The organism is Anaerobiospirillum sp. NML120511 (genome assembly GCF_023050955.1).
GTDB lineage: Bacteria > Pseudomonadota > Gammaproteobacteria > Enterobacterales > Succinivibrionaceae > Anaerobiospirillum.
Genome location: NZ_JALKIK010000071.1, coordinates 1 through 13,968 on the forward strand (window position 1 = coordinate 1; position 13,968 = coordinate 13,968).

Annotated in this window: 8 protein-coding genes; 1 reads left to right on the forward strand and 7 read right to left on the reverse strand. The window is 53.9% G+C overall.

Annotated features, from left to right (window positions below; translation table 11 throughout):
- Positions 1 to 357 precede the first annotated feature (357 nt).
- The 7 genes from lysC to MXE39_RS12335 form a co-directional block, all read right to left on the reverse strand.
- A complete protein-coding gene (lysC, locus tag MXE39_RS12305) occupies positions 358 to 1,716 on the reverse strand; it encodes a lysine-sensitive aspartokinase 3 (RefSeq protein ID WP_246978002.1) in 1,359 nt (452 codons plus the stop codon).
- Between the two features lie 1,122 nt (positions 1,717 to 2,838).
- Positions 2,839 to 4,209 (reverse strand): nucleotide 5'-monophosphate nucleosidase PpnN, encoded by a 1,371-nt coding sequence (gene ppnN / locus MXE39_RS12310; RefSeq protein WP_246978003.1) that lies wholly within the window; start codon positions 4,207 to 4,209, stop codon positions 2,839 to 2,841.
- 721 nt (positions 4,210 to 4,930) lie between these two features.
- Positions 4,931 to 5,752, reverse strand: coding sequence for an NADPH-dependent 7-cyano-7-deazaguanine reductase QueF (gene queF, locus MXE39_RS12315; protein WP_246978004.1), 822 nt, complete (start codon positions 5,750 to 5,752; stop codon positions 4,931 to 4,933).
- Positions 5,753 to 7,269: 1,517 nt separating this feature from the next.
- Positions 7,270 to 8,010, reverse strand: coding sequence for a 16S rRNA (uracil(1498)-N(3))-methyltransferase (locus tag MXE39_RS12320; RefSeq protein ID WP_247074185.1), 741 nt, complete (start codon positions 8,008 to 8,010; stop codon positions 7,270 to 7,272).
- Positions 8,011 to 8,017: 7 nt separating this feature from the next.
- On the reverse strand, positions 8,018 to 8,179 hold the full coding sequence (locus MXE39_RS12325) for a hypothetical protein (RefSeq protein ID WP_247074187.1): 162 nt from the start codon (positions 8,177 to 8,179) through the stop codon (positions 8,018 to 8,020).
- Between the two features lie 648 nt (positions 8,180 to 8,827).
- Complete coding sequence (locus tag MXE39_RS12330) at positions 8,828 to 9,583, reverse strand: endonuclease (RefSeq protein WP_246978006.1); 756 nt, start codon at positions 9,581 to 9,583, stop codon at positions 8,828 to 8,830.
- Positions 9,584 to 10,293: 710 nt separating this feature from the next.
- Positions 10,294 to 11,052 carry an endonuclease gene (locus MXE39_RS12335; protein WP_246978007.1) on the reverse strand — a complete coding sequence of 253 codons (759 nt, stop codon included), beginning with the start codon at positions 11,050 to 11,052 and terminating at the stop codon, positions 10,294 to 10,296.
- A 1,654-nt stretch (positions 11,053 to 12,706) separates the two neighbouring features.
- Here MXE39_RS12335 and MXE39_RS12340 point away from each other — a divergent pair.
- A complete protein-coding gene (locus MXE39_RS12340) occupies positions 12,707 to 13,555 on the forward strand; it encodes a DUF5718 family protein (protein WP_246978008.1) in 849 nt (282 codons plus the stop codon).
- Positions 13,556 to 13,968 lie beyond the last annotated feature (413 nt).

The following is a 13,968-nucleotide window of genomic DNA, read 5'->3' on the forward strand; positions in this document are numbered from 1 at the left end:
CCGATTTTTTGTCTGGACATTTTCGACATCCAAGTGACTGTATATTGCATTACCGAAAATGACAAACTATAAATCCAATGACATACTTTAAATGATTTTTTATGACAATCTTTAAATATCATGTACACTGAGCTCAGCCCTCCATGGCCAGGGAGGTTGCCTGGGCGGCTGCCTGGGCGCCCGGAGTGCCCGGGCCGAATCGGATGTAAGGCGCGTGTGCAGATATGAGAAAGGCACTGTCTGAGTGAATCGGACAGTGCCTTTGTCTTTATGGGCTGGCCGGGACGCCTGCAGGGCAGCCAGATGGGCCAGTTAGGCGGGCCAGCTGGAGCCTGCGGCGGCCAGGTGTGCCTGGGCTTAGTGTTCGAGCAGGCTCTTGTGCAGGTGGGTCAGAACCTCAACAGCTTCGCTTTCGCCTACCAGGAAGCACAGGTTGTGGCTGGAGGCGCCATAGCAAATCATACGTACAGGATAGCTGTCGATAGATGAGAACACTTCTGCGGTGATGTGAGGAGTGCGGGCCATGTTGTTGCCAATTACAGCTACCAGAGCCAGACCGCTTTCTACCTTTACATGGCAGAACTCACGCAGCTCATGGAACAGGGCCTCAGGGATGTTGGACAGACCTGAGGTCTGAGAACCGGCATCGAGGGTAATGGCAATGGATACCTCTGAGGTTGATACCAGATCAACGGACAGACGGTACTTGGCAAAGATGCTGAATACTTCGGCAAGGAACCCGGTAGCACCAACCATCTTAGGTGAAGAGAGCACAATCAGGGTCTGATTGCGGCGCAGGGCTACAGCGCGGAAAGATGGTGAGTGATCGGTAGTTGGACGAACCCATGTACCGCCCTTCTCAGGCTCCTTGCTTGAGCCTACATATACTGGAATGCCGCATCTTACGGCAGGTACCAGAGTGGAAGGGTGAAGGATCTTGGCACCGAAGGTGGCCATCTCAGCAGCCTCAAGATAGGTCAGCTCAGAGATAGGCATGGCCTCAGGAACCAGGCGCGGGTCGGTGGTGTAAACACCTGGTACGTCAGTCCAGATGGAAATAGTGCTGGCATGGCAGGCCTCACCAAGCAAAGCAGCTGAGTAGTCAGAGCCGCCACGGCCCAGAGTAGTAGTCTGGCCGCTGGAGTCAGCGCCGATGAAACCCTGGGTGACCACAATGGTGTCACCGCTGTCCAGAATTGGCTGCAGATGCTGCCTGGTAAGAGTTGAAATAACCTCAACCAGAGCCACTGCCTTGCCATAGGTGGAATCAGTACGCATTACCTGACGGACATCAAAGCATACGGACTTGAAACCGCGCTGCTTGAAGATCTCGGTAATCAGATAGGAGGACATGAGCTCGCCGTGGGAGACAAGGCGGTCGGTAACCATGTCAGTACGGGTCATGGTAGCCTGAACGGACAGATCGCGTACTGTGGACAGATACTCGTTGACAACTGCCTCATGGCGCTCGCTGTCAGGGAGATTTTCGGAAATAGCTTTATGAATGGCAAAAATCTGGGAGATGATTTCCTCACGTTTGGTGCTGTCAGGGGCACCTGAGGCAAGTTCAACCAACAGATTGGTAACACCGGCACAGGCACTGACCACGACCAGTTTGGTGTCAGGGTTCTGGGTAACCACATCAACACACTTGTTCATGGCCTCGTAATTGGCAACGGAGGTACCACCAAATTTTGCGATATCAAGATTCTGCATAGCTATCTAATACATTTAGTTACACTGGTAAAAGAGACACGCCATATTATTGGACATGAAAAATCCCTTGTCTGAAACGGACTCAACTGAGAAGTTGATTAAATATTAAGGCCGCCAGGCAAGTGCTTGCAAGCGCAAAAAAGCAGCGCACATAAATTGCGCAAATTTATCGTAAAGGCCCGCAATCCCTTATTTCATGGCACTTGTGGTCATGCCTGCGATAAATACCAGTTTTGCACACTTGCTCCCTGACGGGGCGTTCTTAATCGTGGCACTGTTTTAGTGCGGTTGTCGGGAGCTATCTTTATTGGCGCATTAAAATAGTGCAACAATCCCGCACTAATGTGATCTCTGTATGCTTATTGCCCTGTAATTGTTCATAAGCCTCCCCTCATGAGCAGCAATGATCCCTGGTCATGATCATTAAGCTTCATGACTTTGCACAGCAAGAGCAACTGCAGCACACTCAATTGCGTCCTTGCCAATCAGCACTGCACACAGCCAGGCGGTCAGCACTTCACACAGCCAGCATGGCGGTCAGAGCTGCCTTGATTGGCGGAACTGGCCAGCTTTTATGCCGGGGCCAAAAAGATGTGTGCAGGGACGCTAATGTGGCAGGGCAACTGGTCGGCCGAGCCGAGCAATTGCCAGGCAACCAGGGCAAAGCTGGTCAGGGCAAGGCTGGTCCATGCAGGGCGGGGCAGGCTGGTCCGGGCAAGGCGGGGCCAGGCTGGTACGGGCTGCTCCGGTCATGGCCTGGCTGCAGTGCTGTTAAAAAAGCAACGGCCCTGCGCCTGAAAGGGGATCAGGGCAGAGCCGTTGAGCCGGAATGCTGGTCCGGAAGTCAGTGCTGCCTGGCGTCTCCTGTGCCATGTCGGCTGCAGCCAACCACACTGGCCGACTGCATGGCCGGCTGTCAGGGGGCTGGCCCGGTGAGCTTCAAGGGGCCGCAGGTGACGGCCATGCTGCAGCTTGCTGCCATAGGCCTGCCGGGCTGGGCAGCCCAGGAGTTACAGGGGCTGATGGGCCGGGTATGCCTGGATTTGCTGGGCCTTACGGGCCGGGCCGGGCTGGCCTGGACTTATGGGGCCTTACGGGCCTGGTGGACCGGGGCACTTGTGGTTATTTGCGGGCTTCAAACTCGTAGCAAGGCACATAATCCTTCTGAGAGAGCAGGATACGCCCCTGGCTTATGAAGTCAGACATGAGCTTGCCCATGTATTCGATAATGTCACGGTCACCATGGAGCTTAAACGGGCCGTTCTTTGCTACCTGTCTGATACCGTATTCCTTTACATTACCGGTTACGATGCCTGAGAAGGCGCGGCGCAGATTGGCAGCGAGCAGATATGGCTCCTGATCTTTGGAAAGGTTGAGTGCGGCCATGCTCTCATGGGTTACATCAAAAGGATTCTGCAGCTCATCAGGGATATACAGAGACCAGTTGTAGCAGTAAGACTCATGAATAAGTGAGCGGTGTTCGTAAATGGTCTTCATGCCCTCGGAGACAGTATTGGCTACAGCCTCAGGATCATCAATGATGATGGTGTAGTGACGGCGGATTTCATCACCAAAGCAATGAAGCAGAAACTCGTCAATGGCATCAAAGTAAGGCCTGGAGTTTTTGTTGCCGGTCAGAATGATAGGCAGGGTGTTGTGGCGGTTTTCATTGCACAGCTTGATGCCTAGAATATAGAGCAGTTCTTCGGCTGTACCAGGACCGCCCGGGAATACCAGCAGCACGTGGCCAAGACGGACAAAGGCCTCAAGGCGCTTTTCAATGTCCGGCATGATTACCAGCTTGGAAACAAATGGATTAGGCGGCTCAGCGGCAATAATGGACGGCTCGGTAAGACCGATACGTTCACACTGAGCGGCATTGTCCTGACGGGCATGACCGTCAAGGGAGCCCTGCATAGGAGCTTCCATAATACCTGGACCACATCCGGTGCAGATATCAATACCACGCAGACCCAGGGCGCGTCCTACATTGTATGCATAGGAGAACTCCTCGTCAGAAATGGCGTGACCACCCCAGCATACAGCCAGATTCGGAGACTGGTTGGCAACCATGGCATGAGCCGAACGCAGACTCTTGAAGATTTCATTGGTAATCCAAGCACTGCGCTCACGCGGATCAGCAGGAAGAGTGCTGTCCTGATTGACACCAATCTGCACAATATCACGCAGTACTGAGTAGAGGTGATTTTGCAGAGTCTTGATAACCTTGCCTTCGACAATGGCTGACTCAGGAGGGTTAATCAGCTCAAGCTTAAGGCCTCGCTCATTGCGCACCACATTGATTTCAAAGCTCTGGTAGTTATCCAGCAGCTCCTTGGAGTTGTCGGTCAGGTTGCCGCTGTTCAATACTGCAAGAGAGCAGTTACGGTATAAATCGTAGAGCTCTCCCTTGGATTTTAAGGAAATGAGATCTGCCTCAATCTGAGTGAGCAGAGCCATATCTCCTTCAGGCCAGACAATATGTACTCCCATAATTACCCGCTTACTGCCATAACAGCAGAGTCATACCCGGCCACAGGCCAGGAAAAATACCAGTGCGGTTACACAACGGGCTCCATCACAGACAAGCCCTGCGTCCTAACCGCGTTCATGGGCCAAACGGCCCCGTAAAACTGCAGTGCAGAACTTCATCTTAGCGTGATTTTGTTTACGCAAATAGACAAAAAGGTAAAAACTGCACAAAATTCCGCCCCGTCATGCTCACGATGTGAGCTGCAACAAAAAAATGAGCCTCCCGGGCACAGCCTGGGAGGCTCATTTGAAATTCATTCATATCACTGACGTCAGTATATCACCTTAAGCGCAGCACCTGGGCCTCATGACGCCCTGAAGGACAAGCTTGCCATATCAGGCAGCATAAGCGGCGTAAGGTGCGCCTCATGCCGCCCGGCATGCATATGCATCTGCCCGGCATGAAGACGGCGGGCATGCAGATGCAGCTGCCCGGCATGAAGCTGACCTTGCATGCTCAGGCAGCCGCAGGCTGCCATGACATACATGACAGGCGGTTACAGGTGCTGAAGGCGCTGTTTTCAGCCAGGGAGCGCTCTTCATGGCAACTGGGGCATGAGGGCAGACCATGCGGGCCTGCAGTGCGGCCGGGCATGGGGCCATGCCTGACGCGCCCCATGGATGAAGCGGGCGCCGTGCAGGCAGGAGGTGCCATGATCAGGCTGTGCTCTGTGCCCTGTGCTTACTGACGTGAGGTGCGTACCGGGGCGTCGTAGACGCGGGCGTTGGAGCGCACTGGAGAGATGTCGATGCCGCCTCGGCGGGTAAAGCAGGCGGTAACAGTGAGCTCATCTGGCTTGAGGAGATTGCAGATGTCAGTAAAGATGCGCTCGACACACTGCTCATGGAAGCCCTGGTGACGACGGTAGGAAATGAGATAGGCAAGCAGGGAGCCGTGATGAATCTTCTTACCTACATAGGAGATTTCCAAAGAAGCGTAGTCAGGCTGGCCGGTAACAGGGCAGCGGGAGCGGAAGATATTGGTGTTAAGGCTCTCGGCAATACGGGGACCGTTATCCATAAGGCGCAGCAGATCAGGGGTAACCTCAAAGTTCTTAAAGCGCATTTCCTCAATACCGGCCTCGTGCTCAAGCAGAGGATGATCAAAGTTCATTACCGGCATGGCGCGGGCGCTTAAAGGCAGAATCTTAACCTCAACCTCAGTCTGCAGGATTTCATTGAGATCGCGTACGATAATGTCACGCACCTCATTTTCGCTGGCAAATACAGTCTGGCTGAAAGACCCCAGGTAGAGCTTGAGGCTCTTGGACTCAATGATGAAAGGAGACTGGCAGTTGACCTTGAGGGTGGCCATATGACACTGAGGCAGACCCTGAGGATTTAACCAGGTCAGCTCATAAATGCGCCACAGGTCATATCCTGTGAAGGCAGCAGGGGTGAAGTCACTGCGTCCCTGAGCTCGTGCAATAGGAAAGAGCACTGATGGATTGTATTCATCGCTGTAAGAAGTGTCCTTGCCAAGTAAAAGCTGAGATTCAGTCATAAAAATACCAGTATCAGGGGCCGCTCCCCTGAGGCAGCAGCCGTTGTACACAAATAATTGTTCAGTTTCTTTCCCCGCCCATGCCATCAGCTCTGCTTTAACCACACTCCGGCAAAAGAGCACAGTGACCGGCCGGCCAGTCCGCACCATGGGCTTAGGCCACGGCGCCGTACCCGGCACGCAGCGTACAGTCAGCATCCCGGCTACGACCTTCTGCAGTCAGCATCCTGGCTACGACCTTCTGCAGTCAGCATCCTGGCTACGACCTGCTGTAGTCAGCATCCCGGCTACGACCTGCTGCAGTCAGCAGTACGTCCTGAAATGCCAGGGCCTGACAGCAGTGAGCTGCGCAGCGTACGTGCCTGTTGGGCTGAGCTGGACAGCTTTGGCTGGCGCTGGCGCAGCTTATGTGCAGGCAAGGGCCATAATGCCGGAAGCTTGTGGCGGCCACGCTTAGTGGCTGTCAGGCATCAGGCAGGGGCAGGCTGCAGCAGCTGCCCGTGGAAAATATGGGGATAAAGGAACCTGCCTGAAGAACAGGTCGTAGCATATGACATGGAAGGGTAATTCAGGTCCTTTGAGACCGCAATACAGACAAATTCTCAATAATCGCAACAGGCTGCCTGTCTGCCCCGTAATAGCCCCTGAGGCCTTGGAGTACAGATACTCAGGACAGCATGATAATAAGCTCCGCTACCTGTCCCATGCTCCATAAAGGACAGGGCGTGGCCCATGGGAAACGGCTCTCATTTATGCCTTGTAAATAAAACTTTCAGCTGTCACAGGCATGGCGAGCATCCCAAAGTACGCCAGGCATCAGGTACATGAGCCTCGTGCATGGCAGTCCCGGCAGCCAGCATGCCGCCATCAACAGGCACAGCCACACCAGCCACAAATCACCTTACATAAGGCAAAGACATACAGACTGCAGGCACAGCAAGACTGTCAGGATGCCTGTGCTGCCAGAATACCAGTACTGCAATGAAAGCGTCAGCCACACGGCAATGGGCCTGAAGTCATTTCGCCTGGCAGTGCCAGTAAAAGTGGTCCTGGTACTGTCCTGTGCCGGCCGCTTAATTTGCTGTAACTGTTTTCAGCATGGGCTCTGATTGTTCCTGGCGGCCGAGGGCCTGATGTTATGACTCAGGTCCTGAGAACCTGTGAAATGCATGTGAATTAAGCATGGGCTGAGAACTCATGAGCTAATGCTCTCAATCCCGGCATGACTGACGCATCGGTTGCCGCATGGGGCGCTGCATGCCTGGCGGCTGCTGCCGCATAGGCTCTGCATGCCTGCGTGGCTGATGCTGCACGGGCGCTGCAAGTGCATAGTAAGTCTGTGCATGAGGCGGCAGTAACGCGTGCGGTTTGATGGTCAGGGCCTTATGAATTCGGCCTGAGGTTCAATCGCTGCAATTATGGACAGTCACTTGCTGCAGGGCTGAGATTATAAAACAATCTCTCATACTGTTTTACAGAGCGTCTTTTAAAGCGTGTTCTGCAGGTAGCCCTGCACTTTAAAGGTCACCCATGGTGCATCCTAAAATGGACAGGCATACCAGGGCAGCTGTTTCTGTTCTTAAAATGCGCGGGCCCAGAGTAATTCCGGTAAAGCCTGCCTTGCGGGCAAGCTCCACCTCATCTGCAGTAAAGCCACCTTCAGGTCCTATAAGCAAACGGTATTTGCCACTTACAGGCAGCTGGGTAAGTCTGCGTGCTGCTCCCGGGTCGAGAGTCAGGTTGATAAAGCCCTGCTCATCAACAGGACATGAAGAGGCATCATCACCTGAAGATGCCTGATGGGAGTTTACAAAGGAACTCAGGGACTGCAGAGGTTCGACTGGAGGTACTACATTACGGCCGCACTGCTCGCAGGCGGCAATGGCAATACGCTGCCAGCTTTCAGTCTTTTTGGCGGCACGGTCGGCATCGAGTTTGACGCCGCAGCGCTCTGAGGTCAGGGGAATAATGCGGCTGATGCCCAGCTCTACGGCCTTTTGCAGGGTAAATTCCATGCGGTCGCCACGGCTGATGACCTGCACCAGCTCTACCTCAACAGGGCTTTCGACATTATGGCTGAGCTTTTCCTTAAGCATGGCTACAGTCTTCTTGCCTGTAACTGTAAGCTCACTTAAATACTCATTACCCCTGCCATCAAAAAGCCTGATACTGTCGCCAGGCTTGAGGCGCAGCACACGGCTTACATGGCTGGCACCAAAGTCATCAAGCTCCAGCTCGGCTCCAGCCTGATCTGGCATGGCAGCATCATAAATTCTGGGTATTCTCATTTCTCTTTTGTTCACTAATCGTCACTGACAGCACCGGCACCATCGCCAGCATCAGCACCAGCATCAGTACCATAACCATCACTGTGCTCATGCCCATGCTCGCAGGAAAACAGTTCATGCCCACTGGCGAAGAGCCCATGGCCCCAGGTCAGATGCACCTCAGGTTCTTCTCCCAACGCTCTGCAAAAGAATAGTCGCTCCACCGGGACCGGCAGCTGCACCAGCAGGTAAGGACAGGTAACAGACAGAGGCGCAGGACCTGGTCTTGCTCATACCGGGCCAGTGATGGCCATGGTGTAGCTTGCCAGACACAACAGGGCATAGCCTGGTGCGTGTGCCCGGCTGACATCAGTTCAGACATCTGGAAACGTACTGCAGCAATAATCAATATCGTCTGCCCGTCCAAAGATCCTTTCCGGCCACTTGCTGTCAGGAAAGGCAGCACTGGCCTCCATACCTGACAGCACTGACGTCCCTGCCAGACAGTGCATGAATTGCCAGGTATGCTCTTTCACAATGCTAATGAGGCTGGCCAGCCAGGGCGTCCTGGGCAGCTGCAGGCACTGAGCTCCATGCATTGCGCTATGGTCCCGCAGGTCATAATTGCCTGAGCATGGGGTGCTGCAGGTATTAAGTGGCCGAGCATGCGGTACTGCAGTTCTTCAGCGCCTGAGCTTGCGGTGCTGCATGTCTGGAGGTCATGAGCTGGCTTTGAGGGTTGCAGGGCAGGCTGTCATGGCCCTGCTTGCCGGAGCTTGAGTTAGTGGTGGTGATGCCGGTAGGGCGGCTACTTGCCTGAGGACAGGCGGCAGCTTGCGGTTACATATTGATTGTCATTGCCCTGCTCGCGGGTGATGAGCTCATTGCGACGGCATTCCATCTTAGTGGCCGGGTACATCTTGTCCCAGGCAAGATAGAGCTTCTTTTGCTGATCTGCAAGGCGGATTTTATATTGATCGGCCATGTACAGGTGGGCGCGGGCGATTGGGCCACGGGCCTCAACTGGTGGCTGGGCACGCTTGCCCTTGAAGTCCACTACCATCTGGCACTTGCCATATTTTGATGGCTTGCCATTCCAGTCAGAGAACTGGAAGTTGCCACGGTCACCATTGACCTCGCCAATGGCTGGATAGAGATTGTGCAGATCACCTTCCATCAGGTCAAACTGCTTTACATCACCACAGTTCTTGCGTCCGCCATCGCGCCAGCACTTGAGCTGGTGGCCAAATTCCCATGCGGACATCACATGCTCAACCTCAATGCGGCTGGCGCGCTCCTTATTCTTGCGTACCTTGTAGCCGCAGCTGTCGAGATCGACAGACCAGCGTACTTTCTTGCCGCTCTTCTTATAGCTGATATCACAGCCACAGTAGATTGTAGAGGTATTGCCAAATTCCTTGTCCAGCTGCTGGTAAATACCAGGCAGGACACGTTTGGCGGCGCTGAATGACTCTACGGCCAGAGCCTGAGGCATGAGCATTACTGAAGAGACAGTGGCAGCTGCAGCCAGAGTGCCCAGCAGCCGGATCAGAGAAAGACGCATGGATAACCTCTTGTGATATGGATACGGGTTACCTATTTTACCTTAAAGCACAGGCCCATGAAAAAAGCTGATTATCCCTGTCATATCCTGGATCATCACCCCGGCATCGATACTAAGGCATGTTACAGCGCAGGCAATATACAGTCGCATTACAGGCACAGCCGCTCCGGTGCAGTATATTTGCAACACAGTCATGGCTGCCCTGGTGCAGTACAGTCATGGCTGCTGACGTATGCCAAAGAGCGCAGCTCTGATTAGTTTCAGAGCAAAGCACCTTGCAGGCAGGAGAGTCTGGTATCAGTCTGTGCAGCAGGGATAACGTGATAACGAGATAACGGGATGACTGGGTGACGGGCGGTCCATGTGCGGCTGTACAAACGATGTGCGGCTGCTGTGCACTTTCGTTGCGGAGCGCAGTGATGCAAGCAGAGGGATACGTGTACTGGCTGCAGGCTCTCTTACAGGACCATCAGTCACAAAGATCGGGTATCGGGGCTGATGGAAGAGGAAGGAAAGACAAGGGGAGATGGGGGCAGACAGGAAAGAGAGTGGTGATGAGTCGGACAGGAACGACAGGGGGATGATATGTTCCTGAAAGATGGGGCATCCTGAGCTGACAGGGCAGATTAGTCGGTGCCGGCATGTGGGGGCAGACAGTGATTATGTATCCTCAGCGGAGGTCGGGGCCGCTGTATGGCCCCGGATAGTGATCAGCGGCGTTTTCTGCCTACTGTGCAGGCTGAGGTAATGAAAGGATTGTCATTGCCCTGAAATTCAGCAATAAGCTCATTGCGACGGCACTCAATTACGTCTGGTGGATACTTTTCATTCCACTGTTCAAAAAGCATGTGCTGATCGCCGCCAATGGAGATACGGTAGCGCTGGCACATGTAGAGCATGGCACGGGCAATCTGACCGCGAGACCTGTCAGATGGCTGGGCACGTCGGCCTGCAAAGTCTACGACTACAGGGCAGCTTCCATACTGGGAAGGGCGCTCACCCCAGTCATCAAAACGGAAAGTGGCGCGGTTACCACTGATTTCACCGATGGCCGGGAAAATATTGTGCATGTCGCCATCCATGAGATTGAACTTCTCATCCATAATACAGCCTCTCCGGCCGCCATTGAACCAGCACTCAAGGCCCTGGGCAAATACCCATGGGGACATGACACGGTCAAAGGCTACGCTGTTGGCACGCTTTTCAGAGCGGCGTGGCTCATAACCACAGCCAAAGGTATCGGTAAACCACTCAGTACTGTCGCCTGACTGACGGTAAAACAGGGCGCAGCCACAGTAGAGGGTAGTGGTATTGCCTATCTCGCGGTCGAGCTGACTGTAGATTGAAGGCAGGATCTCAGAGGCTTTCTCAAAACTGTCCATGGCATAGACCTCAGAGGCCACGAGCACAGAGGAAAGTCCCACCATAGCAGTTGCGGCTGTCAGCAGCTTTCTGACTGACCAGAGCATACATTACCCTCCTTAAAATGTTTTGCTGATTAAGAAAACAAGGCATGGCGATGCCATAAAAACGCAAAAGACGCACAGCCATAATCATGTGCAGACCGTGCCATCGTGCCTGCAGCGCACACATTATAACTGAATGCAAAAAAACCATCATAGACAATATGCAAATGCGCGCCAGTATTGCCAGTGATGCAGCACACAGCCGCCGCGCCGTGCAATCGGGCAGCGGCCGCGCCATGCGTACAGGCAACCGCCACTGAATGAGCACGGGCAGCCAGGCCCCTGAGGCCGTCAAAGTGTACACGGCTGCCGTCCTGAGCTACGACATAAGGCGGGAATTGCATCATACATTACGGTCAGCAGCGGCACATTTCCAGTAATTTTAACCTGATGCCAGTCAGAAATACTGACAAAGTATGCGCCCTATTGAGTCACGGGTATAAATACATCTGCATATGTGCCTGCGTGCACTTTTTAAAAGTGCACAGGCCTGAAAAGAGCTCACAATTTCATAAAGGCAACAGGCCAAAAATGCCTCTGTGCATTCTGAGCAGGCTTCATTATTTGCAGCAGCTTATGCAGCAACTGAGGTAGATGTTTATGCCACAGCTCTGGTATCAGGCCGGGTAAGGCGGCCTTGAGCGATTGTCATGAGCAGATCGTTAAGCAGCTTTTTCCAGCAGGCAGCGCCAGTCTTCACTGACAATCAGGCGGAAGCAGGGAAAGCCCGTAACCAGGAGCTGGGGCCCGGAACCTGGAGCCTGGAAGCCGGGGACATAGGGCTTGGACCATGGAGCCTGAAACTGTGGCCTTGTGACGGGCACGGGACCTGTCCAGGGATCAGGTCTTAAAACGGTTATTACCGCCATCAGATTGTATGTCTTGTATCCAGGCTGTGGTAAACAACTGCAGTGCAAGGAAAAATTATAAATCCACTGACAGTAAAAACCGCGTGACCTGGCTAACAGTAATTGATTCCTGTGCCAAAACTGCGCCTGTCAGGTCTGCTGTCAGTGCACAGCAATCAGTTCAGGCGGCCCCCTTATCTCAGTGCTGTTCAGTCCTGGCTGACTGTTATGCCCATGGAGGGCGCTGCAGACTTGCTGTAGCAGGGCGTGGCAGGCTGTAGCAGGCTATGGAAGGTGCTGGCAGGTAATGTACTGCGCCTCATGCAGCGCCTGGCATGGCCAGGGCTGCAGATGCAGAATGTCTCCATGGTAGTAGCTGGTGTGAGCTCCAGACTTGCAGGGGTAAATAAGCAGCGTTTATCTTAGTATCAGCATAAGGGCAGGCTGATACTGGCGCGGGCGCTGTAGCTTAAGCAGGCCGGTCAGGACAGGGCCATGCATCTGACTATGGCTGACAGGCCAGAGGTGGCTCTGGTTGTCACGGTGGCCCAGGTTGCCGCAGGGTCGGGGCGGCAGGCGGCAGGCGGCCGGGGCTGATTTTGTGCCAAAAGTGCCTGAGTCGATCACAGGTGCGTGCGGGGAATTGTGCTAACATGACCTGATTATGAGCGTTCGGGCTGGTGTGGTGCACTGAGCCTTTGTCAGGCGGTGACTGCGGGCAGGTCAGGACGGCTGTTTTGCCGTTCTTTCGTGTTCGGGCCGTACCGGGCAGATCAAGGATTTTGAGCAATAATTGGGAGTAGCACAGTATGCTGATCGATTTAAAGAAGGTTGCCTGTTTTGGCGTAGCCGGTAATTTCACCGGACATCTTGAGCAGGCCGGTGAGGACAAGGACTTTACCAAGGTAAAGACTGCTGAGGAGAATGCTCCTAAGGCCGTATTCCCAACCTATATCCCTGAGATCGGTGCAGACACCCCTGAATTTCTGGGCACTTTCCCATTTGATGACTACTCCATCATTTTCCCTGAAGGTGAGGAGAAGCTGCAGATTGAGCCTGAGTGCGCCATTGTTTTTGACGTTGAGTGGAACAGCGACAAGGTTGCCGGCTTAAAGCCTCTGGTTTTTGCTGCTGCCAATGACTGCTCTATCCGCAAGCAGGGTGCCACCAAGATCAGCCAGAAGAAGAACTGGGGCCATGCCTCCAAGGGCTTTGCCTCCAACTACATCAAGGTCGACAGCCTGACTGAGGGCGGCATTCTGGACCGTTACCGCATTGCCTCCTTCCTCGTTCGTGACGGCAAGGTCTACACCTATGGTGAGGACAGCGCGGTCAAGGACTACTCCTACTTCTACGAGAAGCTGGTCAACTGGCTTATCGACCGTCTGAACAATCAGAAGGATGAGGGCCCGGCCGAAAACATCAACCTCTACCTCAACCGCGCCAACCGTCCAACCCGCATCATGGTTTCCATAGGTGCCACCCGCTACAGCGAGTTTGGTCTTACCAACTATCTGCAGGTAGGTGACGATGCCCTGGTAGTGGTATACCCAGGTGACGTATACACTCCTGAGGAGATTATCCACCGTGCCGAGCGCGACAATCTCGAAGAGGATGATATTTCCGTACTGCGTCAGGAAATCGTTATCCGCAGCTAAGACACCTGGAGCGCAGCAGCTGCCACAGCCGCCGCTGCGACAGCTTTCGCTGCAGCTGACCGGCCCTGAGTGCCTTTTCAGACGGCACAGCCAGCATGGGCCTATCGGCATGCAGCCTGGCTGGGCACAGCGGCATGCAGCCTGTCAGCTGCAAAGGAGCGCCTGTTATCAGCACCACTGAGGTTCTGATGACAGGCGCTTTTTCATGCCCGTAAGCAAAGCCACGCCGATCGGATGGTCTGCCTGCCGACAGGCCTGATGACCGGCACGTCTGCCGGCTGGCCTGCAGGGGCTACGCACAAAGCGTGAAATTTGATCCAAGGATCAAATTCGGAAAATAAAATGTGATACCAGGATCACTTTTTAACAATTTAGATTCACTTAAAAACGAGATTTTGATCACATAGTAAAAA

What these genes read in the sequence shown, in the direction of transcription:
- MXE39_RS12335 (WP_246978007.1), bottom strand. Translation starts at nt 11,052, where the DNA reads ATGCTCTGGTCAGTCAGAAAGCTGCTGACAGCCGCAACTGCTATGGTG.
- MXE39_RS12320 (WP_247074185.1), bottom strand. Translation starts at nt 8,010, where the DNA reads ATGCCAGATCAGGCTGGAGCCGAGCTGGAGCTTGATGACTTTGGTGCC.
- MXE39_RS12340 (WP_246978008.1), top strand. Translation starts at nt 12,707, where the DNA reads ATGCTGATCGATTTAAAGAAGGTTGCCTGTTTTGGCGTAGCCGGTAAT.
- queF (WP_246978004.1), bottom strand. Translation starts at nt 5,752, where the DNA reads ATGACTGAATCTCAGCTTTTACTTGGCAAGGACACTTCTTACAGCGAT.
- MXE39_RS12330 (WP_246978006.1), bottom strand. Translation starts at nt 9,583, where the DNA reads ATGCGTCTTTCTCTGATCCGGCTGCTGGGCACTCTGGCTGCAGCTGCC.
- ppnN (WP_246978003.1), bottom strand. Translation starts at nt 4,209, where the DNA reads ATGGGAGTACATATTGTCTGGCCTGAAGGAGATATGGCTCTGCTCACT.
- lysC (WP_246978002.1), bottom strand. Translation starts at nt 1,716, where the DNA reads ATGCAGAATCTTGATATCGCAAAATTTGGTGGTACCTCCGTTGCCAAT.
- MXE39_RS12325 (WP_247074187.1), bottom strand. Translation starts at nt 8,179, where the DNA reads ATGGGCTCTTCGCCAGTGGGCATGAACTGTTTTCCTGCGAGCATGGGC.